Source organism: Pararhizobium sp. LjRoot238, assembly GCF_964252955.1.
GTDB lineage: Bacteria > Pseudomonadota > Alphaproteobacteria > Rhizobiales > Rhizobiaceae > Pararhizobium.
The window spans coordinates 250,756-276,203 of sequence record NZ_CAXUPP020000004.1; the positions used below are offsets into that span (position 1 = coordinate 250,756).

Here is a 25,448-nt window from a genome sequence, read left to right on the forward strand (position 1 = left end):
CGGGATGCGATGTTGTGTGCTGACGAATGAATGGTGGTATCGAACAGTTCGTTCAGTAGCCGCGCGCCGTATCCACGGTGGCTTGCAGGATACCGCGAGCGCGCCAGTGATGAGAACAACGGCGGGTATGCGGTTTTTACCACTCGATCAATGCGCGAAAACGCTGTCGAAATCCTTGAACCCTTTGACCTCAATCGGATTGCCCGATGGATCGAAGAAGAACATGGTGCGTTGTTCGCCCGGTTCGCCGGAAAAGCGGACGACCGGTGGAATGTCGAAGGCGATGTCGCCCTTTTCGAGACGCGCGGCGAGCGCGATCCAGTCTTCAAGCGGCAGCACGACGCCGAGATGCGGCATCATCACCATATGGTCGCCGACCTTGCCGGTGCGGGTGACTTCGAAAGGCTTGCCGAGATGCAGCGAGATCTGGTGACCGAAAAAGTCGAAATCCACCCAGGTATCGGTGGAACGGCCTTCCTCGCAGCCGAGCACGTCGCCATAGAAGCGGCGCGCCTCGTCGAGGTCGGTGACGTGATAGGCAAGGTGGAACAGCGAACGCATGGAAAACTCCTTGTGGGGTAATCAGCGCACGGCGATGCCGCGCGGCAGGGTGGACAGAACATCGCAACCGCTTTCGGTCACGATGACGGTTTCGGAGGCGCCGACGGTGAAACGGCCGTAGGCGCGAAGCGTGGCGGGCAAGTGAAAGACCATTCCCGGTTCGAGAAGGGTGTCGACGCTAGTAAAGAGGCTGAGAATGGTGCCCTCACCCCAGTCGGGCGCAAAGGCGACGCCCATGGAATAGCCGATGCGCTTACGGAAGGCGGCGGTATAGCCGGCCGCGTCGATCACCCGTTGGGCCGCGTCGTGCGGCGCGCTCGCAGGCACGCCGGGCCGGATGGCGGCGAGCGCCGCCTCAAGTGCCACCAGCGCGCAATCCATCATCCGCGCGGCTTCGTCCGAGGGTCGGCCGATGAACGCGGTACGCATCATTGCCGAATGATAGCGCGCATGGCTTGCGGCCATTTCCAGAAAAACCGCATCGCCCGTTTCCATCGCACGGCGCCGCCATGTCATATGCGGCAGGCCGCTGCGCGGTCCCGACGAGACGAGCGGTTCCATGCCGAAGGCCTCAGACCCGGCGGCAACGGCGGCGGCCATCATGGCGGCAGCGACGGCGTTTTCATCGACACCCTCGCGGCAGGCGGCAATCGCCGCGGAAAGCCCGGTCTCCGCGTAAACCGCGGCCTTGCGGATGGCCTCGAGTTCGGCGGGTGACTTCACCATTCTAAGTGGGGGCAGAAGGGCCGAACCGTCCGAAAGCGGACCCGCGCCGATCGCCGCCTCGATGCGCTCCGCCATCAGCGGGGAGACGAACCAACCGTTCCTTTCCAACGCCGGATTGGCAAGGCCGAGCCGCCGCACCAGCGCGGCAAGCGCAGCTGCCGGATCCTCGCCGTCCTGATAGACGGTGACGTCAGCAAGCCATGTATTGGAGATGGCACCCGGCAATTCGAGCTGCCGCACCAGGAGCGCCAGTTCCCCTTCCGCCGGGAGGACGAGTGCCTGAAAGGCGAAATAGCCCGCCGTCTGGCGGCCCGTCAGCCAGTAGATCGTCTCCGGCGAGGTGACGATGAGCGCTTCATGGCCGGCAGTGGCGATTGCCGCGCGCGCCCACTGCTGCCGGCTTTCGAACTCGGCGGCAGGAAAGGCTGCTTCCATGCCGCGCAGGTGGATCAGGTCGGTCGGGATAATTGTCTCCTGAGGCATCACGGTCTCGCCAGCCAGTCAAGGAAGCGTGCGCGGACGCTGGCGAAATGCGCTTCCATTGCCGCTTTCGCGCCGTCCGCATCGCCGGCCTCAACTGCGGCAATAACCGCCAAGTGCTCGCGTGCCTGGTCGGTGAAACGGTCATGCGTGCGGGTGATCGTGCAGCGACGTGCAGTTTCCCTGAGTTCCGCCAGCATGACGGGCCAGAGCGTTAGCCCTGCCGCTTCCGCGACAGCGCTGTGAAAGGCGTCATCCTGCCGCCAGAATTCGTCGAAGGCCGTGTCGGCGCCATCGCCATAGGCCTGCATGACCGGGCGGATGGCGGCAAGTGCGGGATGCAACGCCCCGATCTGGTGGGTCCGTTCCGCCGCGCGCGCCGCGACCGCGCCTTCCAGCAGCCGGCGCAGCTGCACGATATGCAGCAATTGCTCCACCGTGACGGCGCGCACCGTCAGCGTGCCGTTGGCGAGCCTTTTAATGACGCCTTCCTGCTCCAACCGCGACAGCGCGACGCGCAGCGGGGTGCGCGAGGCGCCGGCATCCGCCGCGAGCTGGTTTTCGCTGAGGGGTTCGTCGGCGGCAATGCGGCCTTCCAGAATGGCGCTCTTGATGTCGCGATAGATGCGATCGGCCAGCGTTTCCCGGTCGTCTGTGTCGGCGGCGGTGAGGCTCTGTTCCATCATGCGCGTGCCTGCCTGTCGGCGAAGGTGGCAGCAAGTACGCGAACGGCGGCCGCCAGATCCTTTACGTCCATGCCCTCGTCAGGATTGTGGCTGCCGTTCCAGTTGCGGATAAAGAGCATGGTGCTGTCCCAGCCCGCAGTGGCAAAGACGGCCGCATCGTGTCCGCCGCCGGACAGCATCACGCGCGGGGCAAGGCCGAGCCGCGCCGCCCCTTCGGCGATGCGGGCATTCAGCCCCGAAGACAGTTTCGCCGGCTTGCTGCACGACTGCGCGCCGAGCCGGAAAAGCACGCCGCGCCGCGCCTCGATGGCTGCGATCTCCTGCTTCAGGATAGCATCCATCTGGTGGAGTACCGTGCCCTCGCCGGAGCGAATATCGACCGCAAATTCCAGCCGTCCCGGCACCTTGGCGAAGGCGTGCTCGTCGCTCGCCGCATCGACCCGGCCGAAGGTGACGGCGAGGTCGAGGCCTTCGCAAAGCACGGCGGCCCAATGGCGGTCGAGCACGCTCACCAGATCGGCGAAGGCAAAGACGGCATCGGCGCGCTCGGCGCGCGGAGCGCCGCCGGAATGGGCCCAGACGCCGTCAATCCCGGCATTGCGGTAGCGCAGACCGCCGCGCACGCCATTGACCAGCGCGAAAGGTTCGTCAGCCTGGTGCAACACCGGCCCCTGTTCGATATGGATTTCGACGAAGCTGGCGGGCAACAACCCCGGCCCCTTCAGCACGGCATCCGGATCGCCACCCTCGAGGCGCATGTGATGGGCGAGCGTTTCGCCGGTATCTGCGCGGTGGGCTTCCATTTCGGGTGCCGTCAAACGGCCGAGCGTAGCGCGCGAACCGATATAGGAGACAGGAAACCAGACGCTTTCTTCGGCGCGGGTGACGGTGACGACGAGATCGACCGGCGGCATCTCGCCGCTTTCTGCAAAGGATGCAGCCAGCGCCATCGCGCCTGCGACGCCGGCAACGCCGGCAACGCCATCATAGGCGCCGCCCATCGGCACCGTATCAAGGTGCGAACCGATGAAGAGCGGCGGCGCGGCGCGGTCGCGGCCGGGCATGCGGGCGAACAGGTTGGACCCGGCATCCCTGGTCACCGTCATGCCGAGCTTTTCGGCCTCCGCGGCGATGATGGCATGGGCTTGCGTTTCAAGGGGGCTGTACGACGGCCGCGTATAGCCGGGGCCGGGAAGGCTGAGGCTATTCACCTCCTCGATGATCCGGGCGATCGTCGTTTCGATCATGAGGTGATCCTTTCTGCATGCGTCGCATAGGTGCCGATCGGCGCGTTGACGGCGGTAGCGGGCGTGGTGCCCGAAAGCGCGGTCAGCACGTTACGCGCCGAACCGACTGCGGTGCGCTTCAGCGCCTCCAACGTCGCACCGCCCAGATGCGGCGTAAAGATAACGCGGTTCGACTGACCAAGCGGCCCGACCGGCGCATCGTGGGAATAGACGTCGAGGCCGACGGCGGCAATCCGACCGTCGGCAATCGCCTGCGCAAGTGCCATCTCGTCGACCAGCCCGGCACGGGCCGTATTGACGAGGATCGCCCCCGGCTTGACGAGCGAAAGCGTTTCTTCGCCGATCAGGCCGCGCGTGTCTTCCCGCATCGGCGTATGCAGCGAAATGAGGTCGGCCTGACGCAGCCCCTCTTCCAGCGATGCGACACGCGCGAAGCCGCCGACATCGGGAGCACGCGGAGAAAAGACCAGCACACGCATGCCAAACGCGCTTTCCAGCATGCGGGCGAGGCCCGCCCCCGTCGCACCGAAACCGACGATCAGCGCCGTCTTGCCGGAAAGCTCGCTGAAGACGCCGCGCTCACGGAAACCGTGGAGTCCTTCGCGCTCCTCCCGGTCGGCCGCTGGAATGAGCCGCGCCGCCGCAAGCGCAAGGCCGAGCGCCAGTTCCGACACCGAGCGGGCGTTGAAGCCGGGCGAATTACAAACGAGCACGCCCTTTTCGGTTGCGGCTCTCTTATCCACGGCATCGTGGCCAGCGCCATGCACGACCACGACCTTAAGGGTGTCGGCGGCATCGAAAAAGACCGCCGGAAAGCCGACATCGCGAGTAATCGCGGCGACGCAGCCGGGCAGCAGCGCTGCGACGGTTTCCAGCGACGGATCGGGGCAGATCACTGGCTCGATACCCGCGGCTACCAGAAGATCGAGCCCGTCGGCATGTACCGGCTGAACAATAAGGCACTTCATTGGCCTTTTCTTTCCTCATAATGTTCAAGATGGGCGAGAATGGCGTTCCGCGCCCGCAAAATATGGGCGCCCATGAGTTGTGCGGCTTCCTCCCCGCCGCCCCTGCGAAGCGCATCGAGAATGCCCAGGTGCTCGCGGCACCCCTTCAGGAAGCGATCCGGAACGCGACCGTAATCGAACATGCAGGTGCGCAGGCGTAGCGCCTCAACGGTCGACACGAGCACCGGATTACCGCTGGCGGCGGCGATCATGTGATGGAAGTCGTCGTCGATACGCCAATGCTCCTCACCGGGTCCGACCAGCATCAGCGCTTCGATGCGGGCGCGCATGGCTTCAAGGACGGCCGGCGAAAGCCCCACGGCGGCGCGCGCGCCATGGGTTTCGAGCGTCTCGCGCAACAGGAAGATTTCGCATACCTCGTCGCAGGTCAGCCGGCGAACCTTCAGGAAACGGCCCTCGCGGGCGGCAAGGCCTTCGGCCTCGATGCGCTTCATCGCCTCGCGCACCGGAGTACGCGACATGTCGAGCAGCAGGCCGAGGCGGCCCTCGGACAGCGTGTCGCCGGGGCCGAGTTCGCCCGACAGGATCATTTCGACAATGCGGTCGCGCGCCTGATAGGCCAGGGGTTGGTTCATGATGCTCCTCCTCCCGTCTCGACATCTTCCAGCGTGGCGAGCACGGTTTCAAACTGGCGACGGGCCGCGATGTCCGCCTCCTCGGCCTCGTCCTGCGAAACCCGCCGAAAACGGATTTGCTCGCCGCTCGGCATCTGCGTCAACCGGTTGAGATCGGCCGAAGCGATCGTCGCGATCTTCGGATAGCCGCCCGTCGTCTGGCGGTCGGCCATCAGCACGATGGGGCGGCCGGACGACGGGATCTGAATGGACCCGGCAAGCGTGCCGTCGGAGACGATATCGTGCCCCCCAGCGGCGCAAAGCGCCGGTCCGTCGAGCATCATTGCCATGCGGTCACGCATGGCGGAGATGGTAAAGGGGCAGCAGAGGAAGGTCTCCCACGCATCGCGACCGAAGTAATCGTCTTGCGGTCCCGGCACGATACGCACCGGCCCCGGCTTGCGGCGGAAGAGCATCCCGAGGCGAAGCGGCGATGCACCCGGCTCCTCGCCAAGCGGCAGGCAGTCGCCGGCGGCAAGCGCCCTGCCCTCCAGTCCGCCGAGGGCGGTGCGCAGATGCGTGGCGCGGCTGCCGAGCACCGGTGGCGTAACGATGCCGCCCGAGACGCCAAGATAGCCCCACACCGCGCCACGCATGGTGCCGATCGTCAGCACCTCTCCCGCTTTCAGGAGATGGCTTTCCCAGCCGGGAACCGCCTGCGTGTCGATTCGGAGGTCACTGGCGCCGCCGGTGACGGCAACGAGACAGTCGCGGCTGGTGCGAACCGCGCCGCCGGTGATCGCGAACTCGACGACGGCGGCGCCGGGCGCATTGCCCACCAGCGCATTGGCGATCGCATAGGCCTCGCCATCCATGGCGCCGGAAGCTGAAACGCCGTAGCGCAGCAGGCCGGTCCGACCGGCATCCTGCACCGTCATCATCAGGCCGGCACGTTCTATGGTCAGCGTGCCACTCATGTCGCGGCCTCCTCCATGCCGGTTCCGCCGGCGGCGATGTGGGCCTCGATGTCGCGCGCCTCTTCCGCGCCAACCGGGCGAAACCGGACCCTGTCGCCCGCAGCCAGCAGGAACGGCTGAAGCCGGACCGGATCAAAGAGGCGAACGGGCGTCTGCCCGATGAAGCGCCAGCCGCTTGGCCCGGCCACGGAACTGATGCTGGCCTGCTTGCCGCCGATGCCGACGGCGCCAGCCTCGATCCGCTGACGCGGCACCGGCAGGCGCGGCGTGTGCAACCGCTCCGGCAGTCCGCCGAGATAGGCGAAGCCGGGCGCGAAGCCGATCATATAGACGCGGTATTCGGCGGAGGAATGCAGCGCGATCAGCTCGTCCGGCGTCATCTCCTTCATGGCGGCGAGCGCGTCGAGATCCTGCCCCACCGCCCCGCCATAGACGACCGGGACATGGAAGCGCCGGTGACCTGCGGCATCAGCCTTCAGCCCCCCCAGCCGTTCCAGCAGTGCTGCGCCAAGCGCCTTGCCACGCACGATGGCGGGATCGTAGAGCACCATCAGCGAGCGGTAGGTGGGCACTGTCTCCTCGACACCCGGTATCGGGCGCGCGGCGAGATCATCCGCCAGCGTAATGATGGCGGCATTGATTTCCTCGCTTATCCGGTCGGAGAGTTCGACCGTCAGAGCTCGGGCGCCGCAGGGCAGAATACGCGCTGTCATGTCCTCATGCTGCCTTCAACGTGCCTGCGCCATCAGGTCCGGTACGGCCGTGACAATGCCGGGAAACAGCGCGATCAGGATCACGAAGGCGGTCATGATGAGGAAAAACGGCATGGTTGCCCGCGTGATGCGCGCCATGCTGTCTCCGGTCAGCCGCTGGATGACCGTCAGGTTGAAGCCGACCGGCGGCGAGATCTGTGCCATTTCCACTACAATCACGATAAAGATGCCAAACCAGATCTTGCTATAGCCCGCGGCCATGACGAGCGGAAGCGTGATCGGCAGGGTCATAACGATGCAGCCGAGCCCTTCCATCACCGTGCCGAGAATGATGTAGAACATCAGAAGCACGAGGATCAGCATGAAGGGCGACAGTCCCCAGCCCTCGATCATGCCGGCGATGTAGCGCGGCAGGCCGAGATATCCAATGGCAGTGGACAGGAACATGGCGCCAACCATGATGAGGCCGATCATGGCACAGGAATCCGCCGCCTGCCGGGCCGATTCCAGCAGCCCCTTGACGGTGAGCGTCTTTTGGAAGAAGCCGATCGCGATCGATCCGGCAACGCCAACCGCCGCCGCCTCGGTCGGCGAAGCGATGCCGCCATACATGGAGCCGACGACGCCGACGATCAGAAGCAGCAGAGGGCCGAGATCCTTTAACGCCACGAGCTTTTCGACAAGCCGCGTCGAGGGCGGCGTTGCGCCGACGAGGGCGGGATCCATGAGCGCGCGAATGCCGATATAACCCATGTAGGCGGCCGCCATCAGCAGGCCGGGCAGGATGCCGGCCATGAAGAGCTTGAGGATCGATTCCTCGGCCATCACGCCGTAGATGATCATGATGGTGGACGGCGGAATGAGAAAGCCGAGCGTGCCAGCGCCGGCAAGACTGCCGGTAACGAGGTCGCGGTCATAGCCCCGTGAGATGAGTTCCCTGGCGGTGATGCGTCCGACGGTCGCCGTGGTTGCCGCCGAAGAGCCGCAGACCGAGGCGAACAGCGTGCAGCCCATGACGGTGATGTGGCCGAGGCGGCCGGGCACGCGGCGCAGCCAAGGCGCCAGGCCCGAAAACAGTGCTTCGGAAATCTTCGTCCGAAAGAGAATTTCCGCCATCAGAATGAAGAGCGGCAGCGCCAGCATTTCCGGCGAGACCAGCGTGTTCCACGACTGCTGGGCCAGCAGCTTCGAGAACGGGATGGATGGCCGGAAGAGCCATAGCAGCGCGGCACCCGTGCCGATCAGTCCGATGCCGATCCACACGCCGGTCCCAAGGATGATGCTCATGAGACCAAGAAGGCTTAGAGAAACCTGCCCCATTGTCCTACTCCAGTCCCGGTCCGGTGGTGAGCGTCTCGCCGCGGGTAAGGCGCAGAGACTGGGCAACCATTTGCAGCGTTAGAAGCACGCCGCCCGCCGCCAGGACCGCCTGCGGATAGACGAGCGGTGTGCGGATGACGGAAGAGGAGGTGGAACCGCGCTGGAAGGAAAGCCACGCCATCTCGATCAGTGCGTAGGTGAGCGCCACGCTGATGGCGAGCCCCAGCAGGCAGGCCAGCATGTCCAGCATTCGGCCGCCGCGCGGCGACAGAATTTCGGTGATCGCCGTGACGCGCACATGCGAGCCGGATTTCAGCGCGCTGGCGGCGGCCATCATGAAGGTACTTCCCATCAGATAGGCCGCAAAATCCCAAGAAAAGCTCAGCGAAAAGCCGCTGAGATTGCGGATGATGATTTCACCCGCGATCAGCACGAAGATCGCCAGAAGGCTAAGGGCTGCAATGATATTGCCGAAGGCGGTCGACCGGTCGATGAGGCCGACGACCGCGCAAAATCGTGAATGCGATCCTGTATTCATGGCCATTCTCCGAAAACAGCAGGGAGGATGACCAGCCGCCGCAGCGAACGGCGGCTGGTCGACGCCCTATTTCTGCGCCTTGAGATACGCGTCGATATAAGGAGCGGCGTCGGGGACCCGCGTCTTGAAGTCGTCCCACAGCGGCTTTGCCCGCTCGATCAGCGCTGCCCGCAGTTCCGGCGACGGCGCCTCGACGGCAATTCCCTTTTCCTTGAGGATGGCGAGCTTGTCCTCGTCCTCGGCACGGCTGACGAGCCAGAATTCGCCCTCCAGCTTCTTGGAGACATCCTCGATTGCCTTCCGGGTTTCCGGCGCGAGCGCGTTCCAGGCATCGAGGTTGACGGTGACGATGTTGCTCGACGCCTGCCAGTTGAAAGTGCTCATGCTCTTCATGAACTCCCAGAAAGCACCGTCGACGCCCGATGATGAAGAGGTAGTAACGCCGTTGATCGTGCCGGCGGCAAGCGAGGGTACGACTTCGCCCCAGGGCATCTGCACCGGCGCCGCGCCAAGTGCGGCAAAGAAATTGTGGCCATTGGCATCCACGACGCGGATCTTAAGGCCCGCGAGGTCCTCGATCTTCTCAATCTTGTTCGGCGAATACACCGCCTGGCCCGGCCACGGCACCATGTACAGCAGCTTCTGGTTCATCGAGGTTGCAACGTCCTCGATCTTCGGCCGGAAGAATTTGTGCAGCAGCGCCAGATCCTGCAGGGTGGGCGCCAGATAGGGCAGTGTTTCAATGCCGAGGACCGGCGCCTCGCCGACCTGCTGGCTCATCAGAATATCGGCGATGGGCACGATGCCGTCGCGCACAGCCGTCATGCCTTCCGGCCCCTTGATACCCAGCGCACCGCCGGAGTGGACGGTAATGACCACCTCGCCCTTCGTGACATCCTTGACGGTTTCGGCGAATTTCATCGCGTTCTTGGTGTGGAAATTGCCCTCCGGCCACACGACGGACATATCCCAGGCGGTCTCTGCGGCCGCGGGCACGGCAATGGCAGCAATCAACGCGGCGACACCCGCGCAAAGCACGTTCTTCATGATACGGGAACCCCTCTTTTGACGTCCGCCGCACCGGCTTGGGAGGATCGGCTGAGCGGATCAGAATTCTTTTTGTTTTTTCGGTATACAGATCGTATTCCGAACAAAAGCAACATATGGTGATTTTTTTGGCTGCGCAAGAAGCCGCTGAAAAATTACTCAGAAAATAGCCCCGCCCGCCGTCGAGGGGATTTCGCTGGACGGGATGAATAACCCAACCAATTGTTTACAAGGCGTTTTATTCGGCCTTTCGATAACCGGATGAACTAAACGCAACCGTCCGGATAACCGTATTTCGCACCGAATACCGGGACGGGCCGGACGATCCACCTGAAACTCCAGAGACAAACCCGCACGAGGACTTCCCGAAATGATCCGTACTGTCTACCTCAATGGCGAGTGGCTGCCGGAAAACGAGGCCAAGGTTTCCATCTTCGACCGTGGATATATGTTCGCCGACGCCGTCTATGAGGTCGCCGCCGTCATCGGCGGCAAGCTGATAGATTATGCCGACCATGCCGGCCGGCTGAAACGTTCGCTGGAAGCACTCGAGATACCCTTTTCGCTGACGGACGAGGAACTGCTCGCCCTGCATCGCGAGATCCTCGCCCGTAACGCTGTTTCCGAGGGGCTGATTTATCTGCAGGTATCACGCGGGGCGCATGACCGCGATTTCCTCTTTTCCGGCGACCTGGCCCCGACCTTCGTGATGTTCACGCAGGCCCGCACCGTCATCGACAATCCGAAACGGCAGACCGGCATATCAGTCATCATCTACCCGGAGGGGCGATGGGCAAACCGCCAGATCAAGACAGTGCAGCTTCTCTATTCATCGCTCGCCAAGATGGAAGCCCGCCGGCAGGGCGCCGACGACGCGCTTTTCGTCGAGGACGGGAAAATCACCGAGGCGACCTCGGCAAATGCCCATATCGTAACCAAACAGGGCGTGCTGGTGACGCGTGGCCTTTCCAACGCACTGCTGCACGGCATCACCCGCGGTTCGGTGCTGGATCTGGCGCGACAGGCGGGGCTTGCCGTCGAGGAACGCGCCTTCGCCCCGCAGGAAGCGCGGGATGCGGCGGAAGCCTTCATCACCTCGGCCACGAGCTTCGTGATGCCGGTGGTGAAAATCGACGGCCGGGTGCTCGGCGACGGCAAGCCGGGTCCCGTATCAAAAAAGCTGCTGGAGCTTTACATTACCGACCGCCTCGCCAGTGCGATCTGACGCAGATATACGTTGGATCTACATCGCTGGTGTGGGCGTGTCACGGGTCTTGACCGGGCGATTATGCGCCAAGTTTCATTGGCGGCCTCACGGGGCTATCGATGGTCGCAAGCGCTCAAGTGTTTGCGGTGCAGATGAATAGGTTGCGATCGGGCTGTGAATTGAAAGCAGTGATGCTTTGTGGCGCATAGTACCTGAAGAAGCAGCATTGCCGATCGTGCCTTTTTCATATCCAGCTGCGCCCTTCGAAAAATTAAGGCGATGCAATCATGGAGTGCTATCGAGCGCGGCCATGGCGTCCGCCAGCGCCTTTCGGACGCGTAATTTCTCCTCCGGATCGAGCTGGCCGATGTCGAGATGGAGGTCGAGCCCGGCCAGATGCTCGCTCAGGATTCGGGCCCTCCTGTCGGCGCCCGCCATCAGGCCATCCATATAGGGCACGATCTCGCGCTGGATGCCCTTCATCGTGATCGGCGGCAGCGCATGCGCATCGGCGATATCCTGCACCAGCGCATAGGTTTCGTAGCTGATGACGATCTTGCCGCCATCGGCGATGCTCTGCAGCCGTGCGGCGAGGTTCGCCTCGGCGCCGATGATCGTGTAGTCCATGCGGTCGTTGCTGCCGAAGTTTCCGACATTGCAATAGCCGGTGTTGATCCCCATGCGCACCACGAAGGGTTCCTCCGTGCCATCGTTGCGCCACTTGGCCTTCAGTTCGCCCAGCCGCTGCTGCATGTCCATCGCCATGCGAATGCAGGCCTTGGCGTCCTCGGTCGCTCCCTTCGTCTCGGGATCACCGAAGAAGACGAGGATCGCATCGCCGATGAACTTGTCGATCGTGCCGCCATGGGCGAGCGCGATGTTCGACATCTCGGTCAGATATTCGTTCAACATCTCCGTCAGCGCTTCCGGCTGAAGCCGCTCAGTGGTCGCCGTGAAATCCTTGATGTCGGAAAAGAAGATCGTCAGCCGCTTCCGCTCGGTGTGGACCACCACGTCCTTTTGTCCGCTGAAGATGCTCTTGTAGATCTGCGGCGAGAGATAGCGCGAAATCTTAAGCGAGATGCTGGCCAGGAACTCATTGGCCGCTTCCAGTTCGCGGTTGAAGTTTTTGATGACGCGCGCATGCCTCCGCTGCAGCACGACGAAGGTCATGCCCACGATCGCGACGAAGAAAAAGTAGAGCAGCAGATATTTGAAGGCGAAGGCGTTGCGGGCGAAGGGCTGCGTGATCGACACCTCTTGGATGCCGCGTACGTCGCCGACCTTCCAGTTCGTTCTCGGGCTTTCGGGATGGCTGTTGTGGCAGGCCACGCAAGCCGGCCCCATGACGACCGGCGTGATCATGCGGTAAAGGTTGTTGAAGCCGTCGCGCGCAATGTTCGCCACGGTCTGCTTCGAATCCGCCCGCAGCGTGGCGAGCGCCGAGGTCTCGAAGGCATCCATCGGATGCGCAGCCCGGTTCTTGAACGGCAGGTCGGAGATGAAGCGGTAGGAGATGTTGGCTTGTTGCTCCTTGATGACGCCGCCAAGTTCCAGCGAGAGCGTCGCTGGCAGCGGAATCGCACCGGGGATGGTCGCGTAGTTGTGCGAGATTACCGTATCGGCCGCCTGTCCCTCCGCATGGGCGGCCAACACCCGGCCCACCACGTTCGTCGCATAATAGGAGCGGATACTGGTGATCAGCGAACTCATGTCCTGCGCCTGCCGCTGCAGGGCATCGCGCGAGAGGCTGTTGATGTCGAGCCAGACGGCGAGCGGAAGACCGGCGATCATTATCAGCACGAGCAGCACGAGCAGCCGCACTCCGAAGCGGCTCTCGGCAAGGTTCTGTCGCAACTCGTCGGGAACAGCCATCTGGTTTCTGCACACGGGTGATCGATGCAACCTACAGCATGGCGCGTAGATCTGTGCAACGGTTTTGCACGCGCTTGATGCGAAAATACGAGACCCGGAGGCTTGGGACAACGCCGTCGGGTCGGAGCGCCCGTTTTGTGCCGATACTCTATGACCAAAATTTCGCCCGCCTGGCCAGCCAGTACTGGAGGAACGTCTACCGCGGCGGTCCTGCGTAGGTTCCCGAGGAGGTGGCATGAAAGAGGCCGCGCCCGTGAGAGAACGGATCACTGAGATGCAGATGATGATCGAGGGACAGTCACACTTCCGGCCTTTCGGCTTACCTTATTGGGGTTTCGCAGATCTCAATAAGGGAGTTGGAGGCATGACTGCCTCTTATGATTACCATATCGGGGTCGACTACCACAAATCCTACAGTCATCTGGTGGTGCAGGACAGCAGCGGCAAGACGCTCCGATCCGGCCGGGTGAAGAACGATCGCCAGTCGCTGGGCGGCTTTCTGGAACGCTACCGGGAGAACTCGCATGCGGTTGTCGAAGCGACCCGCAACTGGATGGTGATGTACGACTGGCTCGACGACATTTGTGACGATGTCGTTCTCGCCCATCCCTTGAAGGTCAAGGCGATCGCCGACGCCAAGATCAAGACCGACAAGATCGATGCGACGGTGCTGGCCCATCTGCTCAGGGCCGATCTGGTGCCGGAGGCCTGGGCACCAGGCGAGCGCGCGAGAGAACTGCGCATCGCGCTTCGTGAGCGGATATTCTATGTCCGGCTGCGCACGATGACGAAGAACCGCATTGTCACGGTGTTTGATCGCTATCCGGAACAGACGGCACAGTTGAAGAAGCTCGGTGACCTATTCGGCAAGGCTGGCCGCATCCAGCTTGCTGACGTGAACGTCTCGCCGATCGACCGCATCCAGATCGACCGTGGTCTCGACTTCATCGGCGATATCAATGAGCGGATCAAGCAGTCGGAAGCGACGATCCGGGCGATGACCAGGGCCAATGGTAATGTGAAGCTGTTGAAGACGATCCCTGGCATTGGCGAGTTCTTCGCCCGGTTGATCGATGCGGAGATCGACGAGATATCACGGTTCCGGTCACCGAAGAAGCTTGCCGCCTATGCCGGGCTTGTGCCGTCGACCTATTCGAGTGGTGGCAAGACCTTTCACGGTAAGATCATCAAGCAGGGCAACAAGTGGCTGCGCTGGGCTTTCGTGGAAGCGGTCTCTCCCGCCATCGCCAGCGATGCGCAACTTCGTGCCCAGTACGAACACCTAAAGATCAGAGGAACAAACAAGGCGCGGGTGGCTATTGAGCGCAAGCTTTTGACGATCGCCTTCCAGATCCTGCGTGACCAGCGCGCTTACGAGCCGCGCGGCACCAAAACCACCGAAGGCACGTCAACGATATCCCGGCTGTCCTGATAATGTCTTAGCGAGCCCGGCAAGGCTGGGCTGCGCTCTTCGAGGAGAATGGGAAACCGGGAGCCGAACGCCACTCTGTGACCGAAGCCAAGAGCGGCATCAGGGTCACGCATTGGAGACTGGTTTGCGTACCGAACGGCAGACGTCTGTCGCGCCGAAGAAAACACTTTGCCGGTCGGCGCCAATGCCGGTCCAAACAAAACCGAACCCAGGGAAAGCCGCCAATTGAAGGTGTTCTGCCCCCTTGTGTTCTTTCATTGGAGATATTATGCGATCTTCGAAGCACAGAACAAGAACATTTCTGCCCGGCATAGGCGGGCTGCGCGTCATCAGCGATCGCTTCGCCGGACTTATGGAAGTTCGATCTCGCCGTCCACTACGTGGTTGAGGCCGGTGCCTTCCGCCGTCAGCGTCATTCGGACCTTCAGCTTCTTGCCGTCGGTTTGGCCTTCGCGCACCGTCTCTTCGATCTTGCGCTGCGAAGTGACGCCAACTTCCTTCAAGAACTTGCGGATCGACATGTTGAAGGCGTCTTCGCTCATGGCGGAACTCCTCTGCATCCGAAAGGGATTGTAAGGGAACGTAAGTGATCAAGGAAGCAGGCCGGTGCCTGCTTTCATTGCAAAGTTGCATAAAAGCCGCAACGCCACAGGTTTCAGCTTCTGGATGCGTCAAGGGACTCCATTTCGAGCGGATCATTTGTTATCGCTTCGGTTGAAGAGCATTGGCGCATCGAGGTAGACTTTGCCTAAGTAAATACCGGTCTCAATCCAGTTTCACCCGTACTGCCGGATAGCAACACGCTGTCGGCGTATGATCATGTTCATCGGGTGGTGGCAAGAGACCGGTTTGGCATTGTTAAAATGTGCCATGTACAGCTCCGCTGTCTCAGCTCTTCAGCCGCCCAAAACATCGCCACACCGCGCCCGCAAGGGTTCTCTCATGCACCATCTTGGTGGACTTCCGTACGGAAGACCAAACGGTCTCCGGCAAAGCCGGGGCGGTTCAATAGCTCCAGGCCGCCTCGATCAACATGCGGCGTGCTGTTGTGTTCCCCGCTTTGGTAATGCCGCCCTGGCGTCGGGTTCCGCCGCTCGAATGCTCCGATGGTACCAGCCCCAGATAGGCCATCAGTTGACGCGGGTTTGTAAAGCGACTGAGATCGCCCAATTCGGCAATCATCGTTGCGGCGGTTCACAATATGCAGGTATCGAGGGTTGCGAGAGCGATCCTCTCGTAGAGCCTCATGCATAGGAGGAGACGGGCCATGGACGAGACTATCACATACGTCGGATTGGATGTTCACAAAGAAACGATTTCGGTGGCGTTTGCCGATGGCGGTAAGCGCGGTGACGTGCGCGCGTTTGGCCAGATCGTCAACACACCAACGGCCTTGGCCCGCATGCTAGCCAAGCTTTCGCAGTCGGGCCGGACCCTCAAGTTTTGCTACGAAGCAGGACCTTAGACGGGTCACCCAGCCCCAGGCGAACATTTAGTCTAGACGGCAAGCTCACTGAATTCCCTCCCTTTGTAAGCCACGTGGCGCAGATACGATTCCTGGGCGCAAAAGAATCGTGAGATTGCTAAAACGCGATATTAGCCCCAGGAACTGTAGCGCCGGGGGAGTGCGTTCCAACCCTTGGCCGGATCACAAGGCCCTCCAGGCAAACGCTTTCAACTGAACAGGGCCTGATGAAGCTGGGCTGCATCGGCAAGACGGACTCGACGGTCGTCATGAGCAAGATCAAGGAGACGTCCAAGATAGGCGGCACAATTATCCCCCGCTAACCGAGGTCACCAGACCAAACCAGGTGTTGGGCCATGGACCTCTGACCTACATCCCTGTAGCGCGCGGCTTTGTCTATCTCTGCGCTGTCGTCGATTGGTTCACTCGCCGGGTTCTGTCGTGGCGGCTGTCGATCACGATGGAGACAGCCTTCTGTATCGAAGCGGTAAAGGAAGCGCTTGCTCTGTATGGAAAGCCGGACACCTTCAATACGGATAGTCGCAGTTTACCTCCATCGACTTCACCGCCGTGCCGGAGAAGGCGGAGATCGACAATTCCATAAACGGCAGGGGCGCGTGGCGGGACAATGTCTTCGTCGAGCGGCTCTGGCGCTCGATCAAATATGAGGAGGTCTATCTCCACGCCTACAAAACCGTGTCCGAGGCCCGAGCTGGCATCGGCCGCTCTTTGACCATTTACAACGAAAAGCGGCCACATGGTGCGATCAGCAACAAGGTGCCGATCACCCTATACAACCCCGGCGGCGCGACAAGCCTGCCATCGTGGTCATTGCCTGAAAACTCAACCCCCGGCAGCCCAAGATTTGGTCTCGGAGCAAAGGCGTAGCGGCCGCTGCTTGACATACGGCCGCTCGCTCCTTTCACTGTAGGCAATCTGTTCTTACATTTGGAAGGCCGGGCCATGAATTTGAGCTCACGCGAAACAAGGTTGCTGACCAATCTGATGAAGGATCTGTCCGCGGATTACTCCACCGGAGAAATCCGCGAGACCATCGGCGCCAAGATCATGGAACTGCTGCACGCGCAATTCTTCGCTTCCTACATCTGGTGCACTGACGCCAAGCGCTTCGATCATCGAATCGCGATCAACATGAGCGATGTCAATCTTTCGAGTTATGAGGATCATTTCCAGTTCTGCGACCCCATCACCCCAGTTTTGCAGAAGAGGCGACGAGCGACCCGTGTCAGTGACATCATATCCCGCGAACGCTTCCTGCGGACCGAATTCTTCAACGATTTCCTTGCGCGCGATGGCTTGTGGTACGGGTGAATTACTTCGCCTATACCGGCAACCGGAACGTCGGGGATATGAGGATCTGGCGTGATCGTCAAAGCGAGGATTTCTCCAACCGCGACATGGAGATCCTGAACATGATAGGCCCGGCTTATGCTAATGCGCTGAGCAGGGCATTGCAGCAGGAAGGCGCGCGAAGCCCCGAACTTCGCATGTCCGCCGCGCTTGTGCGGCTTGCGGAGAGGCACGGCCTCACGCCGCGCGAACAGGCCATCTATTCGGCTGTGCTCAACGGTTCGTCGGACAAGGAGATCGCCGACCTTTGCGGCATATCCTTCACAACGGTCAGAACGCACCTGAAGCACATATATGAGAAGACCGAAACCTCTAACCGGACACAGATCCTGGCAAAACTTCTCCAGTAATTCGGGACCTGCCGTGCAAAATCCTCATTTCTGAGGATGTACCCTCGCCCGACCTTGCGAATAGCCTCTTTCTTGCATGGACAAGGGGTTATTCATGACGGCATCCAATCTCCACGAACTGACAATCAGGCAAGCCATCGCCGGGATGGCGGGCGGTAAGTTCAAATCACGTGATCTCGCCGAAGCGCTCATCGCGCGGTGCGAGGCAGGCGCGGCGCTCAACGCCTTTGTGTCCACGGACTGGGACGGTTTGCGGAAAGCCGCGGATGACATCGATGACAGCGGGCGCGCCGGGCAAGGTCTTGGCGGTGTGCCGCTCTGCCTCAAGGACAATATCAGCACCGGCATTCTTCCAGCAGGCGCCGCCACGGCTGCTCTCGCCGGTCACATCGCGGCAGCGCCCGCACCTATAGCAAAGGCGTTGTTCGACGCAGGTGCGCTGCTCGGCGGCACCGGCAACATGAATGAACTCGCGTTCGGCATCACATCCAACAACAGCGTGACCGGTGCCGCGCGCAATCCGTGGAATGTCAACATGATTCCCGGCGGTTCCAGCGGCGGCGTTGCCATCGCCGTCGCGGCGCGCATGATGCCGGGCGGCATCGGCACCGATACCGGTGCCTCGGTCCGCTTGCCGGCGTCGCTCTGCGGACTGGTTGGCTTCCGGCCGACCGTGGGCCGTTATTCCGGCGCTGGCATCGTGCCGATCAGTCACACACGCGATACGGCCGGACCTATCACTGTCGATGTCGAGGATACGATCTTGCTCGACGCGGTGATCACAGGGCGAGCCGCGCCCCAGGAAACCGTTGCTCTAAAGGGACTGCGGATCGGCGTCCCGAGAGAGCATTTCTACGAGATGCTGGAACCTGCCGTTGCGGGAGCCGCCGAGGCGGCGCTTGGCGCCCTGCGCCTTGCCGGTGTCGAGGTCATCGAGGCCGACATTGCCGGGATTGGCGCGCTGGACGAGGCCGTCAGCTTTCCAGTCGCGCTTTATGAATTCCTTGTTGACCTTCAAAAATATCTCGACGGCAATGACATCGGGCTCACGCTTCGCGAAGTCTGCGATGGCGTCGGCAGCCCGGATGTCCGCGCACTGTTCGAGTCCCTGCTTGACGGCGGCGCCGTACCAGAAGCGGTATACAGGGAGGTCATCGGCAGCTTCCGGCCGAAGCTTCAGGCAGTCTATCGTGACTACTTCGCCAGACACAATGTCGAGGCGATCATTTTCCCGACATCGCCAATGACGGCACGGCCGATCGGACAGGACGCCTCGGTGGAGCTCAACGGAGAACAGGTGCCGACCTTCGGTACCTATGTCCGCAATGTGGGGCCTGGCAGCAATGCCGCGCTTCCCGGCATCAGCCTGCCGGTTAGCTTGAGTCCGGAGGACCTGCCGATCGGCATGGAACTCGATGGACCCCGGGGATCCGACGATCGGCTGCTGGCGATTGCGGCCACGATCGAGCCGGTCTTCTCATTCAGGCATAGGCCGACGCTCGCATCAGGCCTGTAAGCATTCGATAAACCAAACGAGGGTGAACCAATGAAAAGGCGTAATTTTCTGATGACTTCCGCCACTCTGGTTGCGGCCGGGATCCTAACCCGGGTGGACTTTGTGGACCAGGCCCACGCCGAAGGGCCGCTGAAAGTGGGTGTTCTCGTCCCTATGTCCGGACCGGCCGGCCTCTTCGGGCCATCGTCCAAAAACTGCGCGCAGATGGCGGTGGACAAGATCAATGCCGAAGGCGGCATTTTTGGCCGCATTATCGAGCCGATCTATACCGATGTCGGCGTGCCGCCCGCCGAAGCAGCGCAGGCCGTGCTCAAGGTCTGGAAACGACAGGGGGCCGAAGCCTTTGTCGCATGAACGACAGCGCCGTTCGCGGGGCACTCGTCAATCTCTTCAAGGGGCAAGTGCCCTATATCTACACGCCGGTCTATGAGGGTGGCGCCTGTGCTCCCGGTCTTTTCGTAATCGGCGAGACGCCCTCCCAGCAGTTGCAGCCGGTCATTCCGTGGCTAGCCGCCAACAGGGATGCGAAAAAATGGTATCTGATCGGCAATGACTACAACTGGCCGCGCGACACCAATGCCGCCGCCAAGACCTATATCGCGGCCAGCGGCGGCGAAGTGGTCGGGGAGGAATCTCCCCTTCACGTCCGACAACTTCGACTCCAACCTCGCCAAGATCAAAGAAAGCGGCGCCAACGCCGTGCTGATCACGCTGGTCGGCGGGGCGTCCGTCGGCTTCAATCGCGCTTTCGGCAGCTTCGGCCTCTCCGATCATGTGATCCGCCTGGGCACGCTGATCGAAGAGAACACCCTGGCTGGCATCGGCGCTGATGGCTCCAAGAACCTCTTCGCCTCCGCCGGCTATTTCGCGTCGGTGGCCACCCCCGCGGCGAAGGCTTTTGCAGAGGCTTACGCAGGACTTGCTCCTTCGCCCTGGCAAAGCGGCAACGTCAATCGTGAGCAGGGTGTCTCGAAGGCGGGAAATCCGCGTTTGCGAGCGACGATGGTCGAGCTCGCTTGGCTAGGCCCGAGGACGGGCCGGTAATTGCTATGGGCTCAGACCGTGGATCCGACTACGAAGGAGAACTCGATGCCACCTGAATGAACCATTGACAAAAATCCTGATGTGAACGGATTCGAACTGCCGACCACGTCATTGTTTCGCCTGAAATTCTCTGCTGTCGCCTTCCTGGGTGAGCGACCCAACCTAACCCCATCAAACTATAGGCTGATTTTTATAGCGGAGGTTCAGACTACAAGCTGATGAAACTATAGAAATTCTCAGGCGGCAGACTGATCTTTGGATTGAAGGCCATACTATAAGCTGATAGAACAAGGCATTGAATCAGCTTATGGACTGAACAATGAAGGGCGATGCCCGTAAAAGAGCAAGATTGCGGCTCGACGAAAGACTTCGGGCGCTCCAGCCGATTGACCGCTTCAAGGCGCCGCCCAAGGGATGGATACGCGCTTTGCGCGACGCCCTCGGCATGACAGGAACGCAACTCGGCGCACGCATTGGCATCAGGCCTCAAACCGTCGAGACGATCGAGAAGTCGGAAGCGGCAGGAACGATCCAGCTCAACACGTTGCGCCGGGCGGCCGAGGCTCTGGATTGCACGCTCGTCTACGCCCTCGTTCCAAACAGTTCACTTGAAGCAGTCATAGAAGCTCGGGCACGCAGGATCGCAATACGCGAGCTCCAGCGTGTTGCACACACGATGCGGTTGGAAGCTCAAGGCACGGACAATGCAGCTTTCGAAGCTCGCGTCGAGGCATACATCCGCGACAAGCTTTCTGAGCGTGATCTCTGGAACGACACATGACGGATCTTTTCCAAGAGCCAGACGACGCAACACCGCTTGAGCCTCAGGAGCGAGAGGGCTTGCTCCAGACCTGGATCACACACCGCAAAGACCTCAACGAGGCAGAGCAGGAAAACATTGTTGATGGTGCTGCCTGGGCGCGGGGCCGGCGGCGTCTGGCGCTTGAACGGATGCTCAGCGAAGACTTCATGCGGATATTGCACAAGCGGATGTTTGGGGAAGTCTGGCAATGGGCCGGTACGTTCCGGATAACGGAGCGCAACATCGGCATTCACGCTTATCGCATCGGAATGGAGCTCACGAGCCTATTGAACGACATCCGCTATTGGATCGAGCACAAGACCTTTCCGTCGGATGAGATCGCGATCAGGTTTCATCATCGCCTGGTAGCGATTCACCCATTTCCGAACGGGAATGGTCGTCATGCGCGCCTGGCGGCTGATCTTCTGATCGAGCGGCTCGGCGGCAAGCGTTTCAGTTGGGGCGGTGGTAGTCTGGCCGATGTTGGGGAGCTGCGCGCACGTTACGTCGCCGCACTACGCGCAGCGGACAATCACAATATCGGGCCGCTTCTGGAATTCGCTCGCAGCTGAACGCTTAAATCTTCGGCGCAGTCCAATTCATCCGTCGGCGCGGCTTACACCCGAACCGATCGCTGGTCGAACTACCAACACGCGGTGGACATAGGTAGATTCCGAGCAGTCAAAGTCAAAGCTCTTGAAAGGAATCGAACCTGCGACCAGTAGTTCGTCCCGAGTCATTTTCGCAGGTTCCATATGAGACGTTACCAGTGCTGCCAGAGGGATCCGATGAAACCATTGAAATAACGCCGTCGATCCCAAAGCCACGGCAAAAGAAGGCGCTTGAAGATAGCCCTACCCGAAAGACCAAGGCCGACGCAAAGGCTCGCCGCCTGGAACATCATCCGCTGCTTTTTGGCGTCGAAGAGCATTTACGGAAGACACGGGATGTAAAAGATGGGGAGTTCCTCCGGCCCTACAAGAGAATCCAGCCGGATTTGATTTCATCAGAAGCTGCCCTGTTTCGTGCACTCTCGATCGCCGACGATCTTTACCTCGCGCTGGACAAACAGGGGTATAGGGTGCACATCGCCCCACCCACTGATGAACTTCGTCGCATTCAGGCCGTGTGCGATGGCGAGCAGCTGAGCCTCGCGATCGCGATGCCGGCGACGATCGACGGGGAAGGATTTCAGGCCGAGATTGAAGGCGGCGAGATGCGTCGCGGTGGTTACGCCGGTCTGGCGGAGGATGGACGCTGCCAGCAGCCGACCGAGCCAGGGCGCGTGCTGCAGCACGCTCAAAACATTCCAGGCATCGAGAGTGACGATAGCCTGCAGCACCGGCGGCAGATTTTCCGCCTGCCGCCGCCTGGCACGCTATTCATCGAGCGACCAGGAGGCATTCGTTGTCGAGCGGCAGTTTCCAGCGGAATACACGGGATGGATTGTGCAAAACTGTGAGTTGACCGTTTTCGATGGCGAGGCGACACTTGCAGCCTGCAGCAAGGCAGGAGGAAAAACGATGAATGAGCCAGACCGCTGGCGCCACATGACAACCGCGCCGAAAGACGGCAGTCGGATCCTCGTCACGATCCGCCCGTCCGAACAGGGGCCGGCAGAAGTTGACCTCGCGTATTGGTCGAATGGCGATCAGTTCGGTGCAGAAGGCTGGCGTGCTTCCGATTCCTCGCCCGGCCGTCTCGTCGAATATGCTGAGCCGGAATTGAAGTGCTGGATGCCGATGCCCTCGGCCAATCTCAATAGCACCTCCATGCCCTCACCTTGGGAAGGCGACGACGTCCAGCAGCTCGACGGGTCAGGGATTTAAGAACTCGCGCCGCCATGTTGCGAGGATTCGATACGCGGCGGGTGGCAAAATCCAGTTTAGTTATCGGCAACTTTCTTCGCGAAGGAAATACAAGCGCACCTTGAGCCGCTACGGCGGTGTTGCGCGTGACACCATGCTTGGCCTGATGAAGACCTGCAAAAAGCTCGGACTGTCCTCTTACCACTATCTCGGCGATCGGCTCGGGATCAGCGGCCAGGTGGGGTCGGTTCCGGTAGGGGGCTAAATGACAACCTGATCATGCGGCGTCCTCTGTCCCATGACCAGGAGAGCATAAGGTTTTGTGGGGCACCCCTCCCTTAAGGCATATCAAAGTGTCAATTCGACAAGCCGTTACGACCGATTTTATGGCTATTCCTCACCATTACCCCACAAAACGTTATGCTCCCCAAAATAAGATTTTGTGCCAGATCACGGACGTTAAAGCGATGCCGCGGCCCGGCAGGCCTGGTCATAGTGACCGGAAAGGGCGCGAATGCGCGCGGCGATCGCCGACAGGGTTTCGCCCGAGACTTCTGTGGCAAGCACGGATTTGACAAGGAGCGTTTCACGAACCGCGGCGTAACGCGTGCAGGCGGCTTCGCCGGCTGGGGTCACCATCACCAATTTTTCCTTGCCGCGCTTGCCGACCTTGATCAGTTTCAGCCGCTCCAGTTTCTTCAGCGCGTAGTTGACCACATGGGTGTCTTCGATGTTGAGAACAAGGCAGATGTCGGCGAGCGTTTTCGGCTTGCCGCGGCTGTTGATGTTGTGAAGAACCAGAACGTCCATCGGCGACAAATCGGGAATGCCGGCCGCGGCCATGCAGCGCACCATCCAGCGACTGAAGGCATGATTGAGCATGATCATGCCGAATTCGATCTCCGACAGCGCAGGTAGGGCGCCCGTCGCGAGATGTCCTGACGAGACGATGGGTCCGAGGGTTTCTGCGTCACTTGTCACAGTCCAGGCTCTCCATATCGAAATTCATTGGGTCCAAACGCCGCCGGAACCGGCCGGCGGCCTTGGCTTCTATTACATTTTTTTATAGGCATCCAGAACTGCGGCGCCTTCGCTACCTGCCTTGGCAAGCCAGTCTTCGGTAAGCTTCGCGCCGATTTCCGTAAGGCCGCTTTTCAAGGCGTCACCCGGTGCACCGACCGTCATGCGATTGGATTTCAGTTGACCCATATAGCCCGCAGTCTTTTCGGCCGCGAGCTCCCAGCCGCGCGTCTCGGCTGCCGCCGCCGCATCCAGCACCGCTGTCTGAACCGTGGGATCGAGGGCTTCGAAGCTCGCCTTGTTGACAAAGATCACGTTCTTCGGAATCCAGGCCTGCGTATCATAATAATGGGTCAGTGACTCCCAGATCTTGCTGTCGACTCCGGTGGCGCTCGAGGTCATAAGGCCGTCGACCACGCCGGTCGCGAGCGCCTGCGGCAGTTCTGCCGCCTGGATGGTGACGGGTTGGGCGCCGACGAGCTCGGCGATGCGCGAGGTACCGACATTATAGGCGCGCCACTTGAGGCCGTTCATGTCGGCGACGCTTGCCAGTTCCTTCTTGGTGAAAATGCCCTGTGGCGGCCACGGCGTCGCGTAGAGCAGCTTCAGCCCCTGGGCATCAAGCGCGGCGGCAACCGTTTCCTTTGACGCTGCCCAGAGCTTCTTCGACTGATCGAAACTCGTTGCGAGGAACGGAACGACATCGATACCGAAGATCGGATTTTCGTTTTCATGCAACGACATCAGGACTTCGCCGGCCTGCGCCTGACCTGTCTGAACCGCCCGTTTGATATCCGGCGCCTTGAACAGGGCGGCGCTGGGGTGAACGGTAATCTTCAGCTCACCCTTGCTGGCCGCCTCCACATCGGCGGCGAACTGGGTGAGGTTCTGGACGTGGTAGTTGGCCGGCGGATAGGCGGACGGCAAGACCCATTGGGTGTCCGCGAGGGATGCTGTTGTCCCTGCGAGGAAGGCCACGGCGGCAAGGCCAAGGCGGGCTAGGTTGGAAGTTCCCATTCTTATTATCTCCTATGATTAGCCCGGGAATGCCATTCGCGGCAGAACCATCACGATGTCCGGGAAGACCGTGATGATGGCGACTGTCGCCACAAGCAGGAAGAAGAAAGGCAGCGCGGCGCGCGCCACCGTCAGGCTGTCTCGTCCGCTCATGGTTTGCAGGACGAAAAGATTGAAGCCAACCGGTGGCGAAACCTCCGCCATTTCGACGATCAGCACCAGGAAGATCCCAAACCAGACGAGGTCGAAGCCAGCCTGCTGGATCATCGGCAGGACCACGACAGTGGTCAGGACGATCATCGAAAGGCCGTCGAGTGCTGCGCGAGCAGGATATACATGATGGTCAGCACGGCAATTAGCGCATAAGGGCTGAGGTTGAAGCTGTCGACCCAGGCGGCCAGCGCATTGGGTATGCCGGTATAGCCCATGGCGATCGACATGAAACCAGCTCCGGTGAGGATCAGCATGATCATGCAGGTGAGCCGTGTCGCGCCCATCACGCTTTCCCAGAAGGCCTTGCGCGTTAGCGTGCCGGACCAAGCGGCGATGCCGAGCGAACCGAGCACGCCCCAGGCGGCACATTCCGTCGCCGTCGCCCAGCCGAGAAGAAGCGTGGCGAAGACCAGCAAAACCGCCACTGCCTGATCAGGCCAGATGCCGTATA

Annotated in this window: 25 protein-coding genes and 5 pseudogenes; 11 read left to right on the forward strand and 19 right to left on the reverse strand. The window is 61.1% G+C overall.

The window, feature by feature from the left end; all coding sequences use genetic code 11:
* Window positions 1-147: 147 nt before the first annotated feature.
* The 11 genes from ACSQ3F_RS27505 to ACSQ3F_RS27555 all read right to left on the reverse strand — a co-directional run bounded on the left by ACSQ3F_RS27505 (window position 148) and on the right by ACSQ3F_RS27555 (window position 9,877).
* Window positions 148-561 (reverse strand): VOC family protein, encoded by a 414-nt coding sequence (locus ACSQ3F_RS27505; protein ID WP_436103338.1) that lies wholly within the window; start codon window positions 559-561, stop codon window positions 148-150.
* A gap of 21 nt (window positions 562-582) precedes the next feature.
* Window positions 583-1,770 (reverse strand): M24 family metallopeptidase, encoded by a 1,188-nt coding sequence (locus ACSQ3F_RS27510; RefSeq protein ID WP_436103339.1) that lies wholly within the window; start codon window positions 1,768-1,770, stop codon window positions 583-585.
* A complete protein-coding gene (locus ACSQ3F_RS27515; RefSeq protein ID WP_436103340.1) occupies window positions 1,770-2,453 on the reverse strand; it encodes a GntR family transcriptional regulator in 684 nt (227 codons plus the stop codon). Before ACSQ3F_RS27515 ends, ACSQ3F_RS27510 begins: the two co-directional genes overlap by 1 nt.
* On the reverse strand, window positions 2,450-3,700 hold the full coding sequence (locus ACSQ3F_RS27520; RefSeq protein WP_436103341.1) for a hydantoinase/carbamoylase family amidase: 1,251 nt from the start codon (window positions 3,698-3,700) through the stop codon (window positions 2,450-2,452). Before ACSQ3F_RS27520 ends, ACSQ3F_RS27515 begins: the two co-directional genes overlap by 4 nt.
* Complete coding sequence (locus ACSQ3F_RS27525; protein ID WP_436103342.1) at window positions 3,697-4,668, reverse strand: NAD(P)-dependent oxidoreductase; 972 nt, start codon at window positions 4,666-4,668, stop codon at window positions 3,697-3,699. The genes ACSQ3F_RS27520 and ACSQ3F_RS27525 overlap by 4 nt, the downstream gene beginning before the upstream one ends.
* Entirely contained in the window at window positions 4,665-5,303 is a 639-nt protein-coding gene (locus ACSQ3F_RS27530; protein ID WP_436103343.1) for a GntR family transcriptional regulator, read from the reverse strand. The genes ACSQ3F_RS27525 and ACSQ3F_RS27530 overlap by 4 nt, the downstream gene beginning before the upstream one ends.
* Complete coding sequence (locus tag ACSQ3F_RS27535; RefSeq protein ID WP_436103344.1) at window positions 5,300-6,259, reverse strand: biotin-dependent carboxyltransferase family protein; 960 nt, start codon at window positions 6,257-6,259, stop codon at window positions 5,300-5,302. Before ACSQ3F_RS27535 ends, ACSQ3F_RS27530 begins: the two co-directional genes overlap by 4 nt.
* On the reverse strand, window positions 6,256-6,972 hold the full coding sequence (gene pxpB, locus ACSQ3F_RS27540) for a 5-oxoprolinase subunit PxpB (RefSeq protein WP_436103345.1): 717 nt from the start codon (window positions 6,970-6,972) through the stop codon (window positions 6,256-6,258). The genes ACSQ3F_RS27535 and pxpB overlap by 4 nt, the downstream gene beginning before the upstream one ends.
* Before the next feature lie 15 nt (window positions 6,973-6,987).
* Window positions 6,988-8,292, reverse strand: coding sequence for a TRAP transporter large permease (locus ACSQ3F_RS27545; RefSeq protein WP_436103346.1), 1,305 nt, complete (start codon window positions 8,290-8,292; stop codon window positions 6,988-6,990).
* Between the two features lie 4 nt (window positions 8,293-8,296).
* Window positions 8,297-8,830 (reverse strand): TRAP transporter small permease subunit, encoded by a 534-nt coding sequence (locus tag ACSQ3F_RS27550; protein WP_436103347.1) that lies wholly within the window; start codon window positions 8,828-8,830, stop codon window positions 8,297-8,299.
* Window positions 8,831-8,896: 66 nt separating this feature from the next.
* Window positions 8,897-9,877, reverse strand: coding sequence for a TRAP transporter substrate-binding protein (locus tag ACSQ3F_RS27555; protein WP_436103348.1), 981 nt, complete (start codon window positions 9,875-9,877; stop codon window positions 8,897-8,899).
* 370 nt (window positions 9,878-10,247) lie between these two features.
* Between ACSQ3F_RS27555 and ACSQ3F_RS27560 the strand changes: the two genes are divergently transcribed.
* Complete coding sequence (locus ACSQ3F_RS27560) at window positions 10,248-11,102, forward strand: D-amino-acid transaminase (RefSeq protein WP_436103349.1); 855 nt, start codon at window positions 10,248-10,250, stop codon at window positions 11,100-11,102.
* A gap of 267 nt (window positions 11,103-11,369) precedes the next feature.
* On the opposite strand, the gene ACSQ3F_RS27565 is transcribed toward ACSQ3F_RS27560, so the two are convergent.
* A complete protein-coding gene (locus ACSQ3F_RS27565; protein ID WP_436103350.1) occupies window positions 11,370-12,959 on the reverse strand; it encodes an adenylate/guanylate cyclase domain-containing protein in 1,590 nt (529 codons plus the stop codon).
* A gap of 364 nt (window positions 12,960-13,323) precedes the next feature.
* On the opposite strand from ACSQ3F_RS27565, the gene ACSQ3F_RS27570 reads away from it, so the two are divergent.
* Window positions 13,324-14,391 carry an IS110 family transposase gene (locus tag ACSQ3F_RS27570; protein WP_436103351.1) on the forward strand — a complete coding sequence of 356 codons (1,068 nt, stop codon included), beginning with the start codon at window positions 13,324-13,326 and terminating at the stop codon, window positions 14,389-14,391.
* A gap of 350 nt (window positions 14,392-14,741) precedes the next feature.
* On the opposite strand, the gene ACSQ3F_RS27575 is transcribed toward ACSQ3F_RS27570, so the two are convergent.
* Window positions 14,742-14,933 (reverse strand): DUF6494 family protein, encoded by a 192-nt coding sequence (locus ACSQ3F_RS27575; protein WP_436083233.1) that lies wholly within the window; start codon window positions 14,931-14,933, stop codon window positions 14,742-14,744.
* 466 nt (window positions 14,934-15,399) lie between these two features.
* Window positions 15,400-15,582, reverse strand: a pseudogene (locus ACSQ3F_RS27580) (transposase); the annotation flags it as partial.
* 76 nt (window positions 15,583-15,658) lie between these two features.
* Here ACSQ3F_RS27580 and ACSQ3F_RS27585 point away from each other — a divergent pair.
* The 8 genes and pseudogenes from ACSQ3F_RS27585 to ACSQ3F_RS27620 form a co-directional block, all read left to right on the forward strand.
* Window positions 15,659-15,853, forward strand: a pseudogene (locus ACSQ3F_RS27585) (hypothetical protein); the annotation flags it as partial.
* A gap of 331 nt (window positions 15,854-16,184) precedes the next feature.
* A pseudogene (locus ACSQ3F_RS27590) lies at window positions 16,185-16,678 on the forward strand (transposase); the annotation flags it as partial.
* 141 nt (window positions 16,679-16,819) lie between these two features.
* Window positions 16,820-17,188 (forward strand): hypothetical protein, encoded by a 369-nt coding sequence (locus ACSQ3F_RS27595; RefSeq protein WP_436103352.1) that lies wholly within the window; start codon window positions 16,820-16,822, stop codon window positions 17,186-17,188.
* Window positions 17,189-17,226: 38 nt separating this feature from the next.
* A complete protein-coding gene (locus tag ACSQ3F_RS27600; protein ID WP_436103353.1) occupies window positions 17,227-17,577 on the forward strand; it encodes a response regulator transcription factor in 351 nt (116 codons plus the stop codon).
* A 94-nt stretch (window positions 17,578-17,671) separates the two neighbouring features.
* Complete coding sequence (gene iaaH / locus ACSQ3F_RS27605; RefSeq protein WP_436103354.1) at window positions 17,672-19,093, forward strand: indoleacetamide hydrolase; 1,422 nt, start codon at window positions 17,672-17,674, stop codon at window positions 19,091-19,093.
* A 51-nt stretch (window positions 19,094-19,144) separates the two neighbouring features.
* Window positions 19,145-20,137 (forward strand): annotated as a pseudogene (locus tag ACSQ3F_RS27610) (ABC transporter substrate-binding protein).
* A 319-nt stretch (window positions 20,138-20,456) separates the two neighbouring features.
* Window positions 20,457-20,918 carry a mobile mystery protein A gene (locus tag ACSQ3F_RS27615; protein WP_436103355.1) on the forward strand — a complete coding sequence of 154 codons (462 nt, stop codon included), beginning with the start codon at window positions 20,457-20,459 and terminating at the stop codon, window positions 20,916-20,918.
* Window positions 20,915-21,511 carry a mobile mystery protein B gene (locus ACSQ3F_RS27620; RefSeq protein WP_436103356.1) on the forward strand — a complete coding sequence of 199 codons (597 nt, stop codon included), beginning with the start codon at window positions 20,915-20,917 and terminating at the stop codon, window positions 21,509-21,511. Before ACSQ3F_RS27615 ends, ACSQ3F_RS27620 begins: the two co-directional genes overlap by 4 nt.
* Window positions 21,512-22,053: 542 nt before the next feature.
* Here the strand turns inward: ACSQ3F_RS27620 and ACSQ3F_RS27625 are convergent.
* Window positions 22,054-22,305: pseudogene (locus ACSQ3F_RS27625) on the reverse strand (DUF1612 domain-containing protein); the annotation flags it as partial.
* Window positions 22,306-22,462: 157 nt separating this feature from the next.
* Between ACSQ3F_RS27625 and ACSQ3F_RS27630 the strand changes: the two are divergent.
* Window positions 22,463-22,768: a hypothetical protein gene (locus ACSQ3F_RS27630; RefSeq protein WP_436103371.1), complete on the forward strand. Its 306-nt coding sequence runs from the start codon at window positions 22,463-22,465 to the stop codon at window positions 22,766-22,768.
* 438 nt (window positions 22,769-23,206) lie between these two features.
* On the opposite strand, the gene ACSQ3F_RS27635 is transcribed toward ACSQ3F_RS27630, so the two are convergent.
* The 4 genes from ACSQ3F_RS27635 to ACSQ3F_RS27650 all read right to left on the reverse strand — a co-directional run bounded on the left by ACSQ3F_RS27635 (window position 23,207) and on the right by ACSQ3F_RS27650 (window position 25,422).
* Window positions 23,207-23,728, reverse strand: a complete 522-nt coding sequence (locus ACSQ3F_RS27635; RefSeq protein ID WP_113005272.1) for a winged helix DNA-binding protein — start codon at window positions 23,726-23,728, stop codon at window positions 23,207-23,209.
* 72 nt (window positions 23,729-23,800) lie between these two features.
* A complete protein-coding gene (locus tag ACSQ3F_RS27640) occupies window positions 23,801-24,784 on the reverse strand; it encodes a TRAP transporter substrate-binding protein (RefSeq protein ID WP_436103357.1) in 984 nt (327 codons plus the stop codon).
* Window positions 24,785-24,802: 18 nt separating this feature from the next.
* Complete coding sequence (locus tag ACSQ3F_RS27645) at window positions 24,803-25,084, reverse strand: TRAP transporter large permease subunit (protein WP_436103358.1); 282 nt, start codon at window positions 25,082-25,084, stop codon at window positions 24,803-24,805.
* The gene (locus tag ACSQ3F_RS27650; RefSeq protein ID WP_436103359.1) at window positions 25,081-25,422 is read right to left on the reverse strand and encodes a TRAP transporter large permease subunit; all 342 of its coding nucleotides are present in this window, start codon (window positions 25,420-25,422) and stop codon (window positions 25,081-25,083) included. The genes ACSQ3F_RS27645 and ACSQ3F_RS27650 overlap by 4 nt, the downstream gene beginning before the upstream one ends.
* Window positions 25,423-25,448: the final 26 nt, after the last annotated feature.

Coding starts and splice junctions, on each gene's coding strand:
- ACSQ3F_RS27645 (WP_436103358.1), bottom strand. CDS start 25,084: ATGATCGTCCTGACCACTGTCGTGGTCCTGCCGATGATCCAGCAGGCT.
- ACSQ3F_RS27515 (WP_436103340.1), bottom strand. CDS start 2,453: ATGATGGAACAGAGCCTCACCGCCGCCGACACAGACGACCGGGAAACG.
- ACSQ3F_RS27600 (WP_436103353.1), top strand. CDS start 17,227: ATGAGGATCTGGCGTGATCGTCAAAGCGAGGATTTCTCCAACCGCGAC.
- ACSQ3F_RS27620 (WP_436103356.1), top strand. CDS start 20,915: ATGACGGATCTTTTCCAAGAGCCAGACGACGCAACACCGCTTGAGCCT.
- ACSQ3F_RS27550 (WP_436103347.1), bottom strand. CDS start 8,830: ATGAATACAGGATCGCATTCACGATTTTGCGCGGTCGTCGGCCTCATC.
- ACSQ3F_RS27545 (WP_436103346.1), bottom strand. CDS start 8,292: ATGGGGCAGGTTTCTCTAAGCCTTCTTGGTCTCATGAGCATCATCCTT.
- ACSQ3F_RS27560 (WP_436103349.1), top strand. CDS start 10,248: ATGATCCGTACTGTCTACCTCAATGGCGAGTGGCTGCCGGAAAACGAG.
- ACSQ3F_RS27640 (WP_436103357.1), bottom strand. CDS start 24,784: ATGGGAACTTCCAACCTAGCCCGCCTTGGCCTTGCCGCCGTGGCCTTC.
- ACSQ3F_RS27565 (WP_436103350.1), bottom strand. CDS start 12,959: ATGGCTGTTCCCGACGAGTTGCGACAGAACCTTGCCGAGAGCCGCTTC.
- iaaH (WP_436103354.1), top strand. CDS start 17,672: ATGACGGCATCCAATCTCCACGAACTGACAATCAGGCAAGCCATCGCC.
- pxpB (WP_436103345.1), bottom strand. CDS start 6,972: ATGACAGCGCGTATTCTGCCCTGCGGCGCCCGAGCTCTGACGGTCGAA.
- ACSQ3F_RS27535 (WP_436103344.1), bottom strand. CDS start 6,259: ATGAGTGGCACGCTGACCATAGAACGTGCCGGCCTGATGATGACGGTG.
- ACSQ3F_RS27575 (WP_436083233.1), bottom strand. CDS start 14,933: ATGAGCGAAGACGCCTTCAACATGTCGATCCGCAAGTTCTTGAAGGAA.
- ACSQ3F_RS27555 (WP_436103348.1), bottom strand. CDS start 9,877: ATGAAGAACGTGCTTTGCGCGGGTGTCGCCGCGTTGATTGCTGCCATT.
- ACSQ3F_RS27530 (WP_436103343.1), bottom strand. CDS start 5,303: ATGAACCAACCCCTGGCCTATCAGGCGCGCGACCGCATTGTCGAAATG.
- ACSQ3F_RS27570 (WP_436103351.1), top strand. CDS start 13,324: ATGACTGCCTCTTATGATTACCATATCGGGGTCGACTACCACAAATCC.
- ACSQ3F_RS27510 (WP_436103339.1), bottom strand. CDS start 1,770: ATGCCTCAGGAGACAATTATCCCGACCGACCTGATCCACCTGCGCGGC.
- ACSQ3F_RS27615 (WP_436103355.1), top strand. CDS start 20,457: ATGAAGGGCGATGCCCGTAAAAGAGCAAGATTGCGGCTCGACGAAAGA.
- ACSQ3F_RS27525 (WP_436103342.1), bottom strand. CDS start 4,668: ATGAAGTGCCTTATTGTTCAGCCGGTACATGCCGACGGGCTCGATCTT.
- ACSQ3F_RS27520 (WP_436103341.1), bottom strand. CDS start 3,700: ATGATCGAAACGACGATCGCCCGGATCATCGAGGAGGTGAATAGCCTC.
- ACSQ3F_RS27595 (WP_436103352.1), top strand. CDS start 16,820: ATGAATTTGAGCTCACGCGAAACAAGGTTGCTGACCAATCTGATGAAG.
- ACSQ3F_RS27630 (WP_436103371.1), top strand. CDS start 22,463: ATGAATGAGCCAGACCGCTGGCGCCACATGACAACCGCGCCGAAAGAC.
- ACSQ3F_RS27505 (WP_436103338.1), bottom strand. CDS start 561: ATGCGTTCGCTGTTCCACCTTGCCTATCACGTCACCGACCTCGACGAG.